Source organism: Halalkalibacter lacteus, assembly GCF_036663595.1.
GTDB classification, from domain to species: domain Bacteria; phylum Bacillota; class Bacilli; order Bacillales; family Bacillaceae_D; genus Halalkalibacter; species Halalkalibacter lacteus.
In genome coordinates, this window is the sequence record NZ_JAWRVL010000172.1 from 1 (window position 1) to 277 (window position 277).

Below are 277 nucleotides of genomic sequence, written 5' to 3' on the forward strand. Positions count from 1 at the left end.
CTTTCTTTGGGATTCAAGCAGCGGCAGCGCAATTCAAAGCCCAAGGAACGGGCGGTAAGATTATCAGTGCATCGTCGATTGCCGGCCACGAAGGCTTTGAAATGTTGGGGGCTTATTCAGCAACCAAGTTTGCGGTTCGAGGATTAACGCAGGCGGCAGCTAAAGAACTAGCCAAAGATCACATCACTGTGAATGCTTATTGTCCAGGGATTGTCTTGACCCCAATGTGGGACGAAATTGATCAAAAGATGGCGAAAATTTACAATGTGCCAGAAGG

At 48.0% G+C, this 277-nt stretch carries 1 protein-coding gene; it reads left to right on the plus strand.

Translation table 11 applies throughout. The annotated features are described in order from the left end of the window. The coding region (locus SAZ04_RS21960) for an SDR family NAD(P)-dependent oxidoreductase (RefSeq protein ID WP_332699682.1) at nt 1–277 on the plus strand (277 nt) is incomplete at both ends.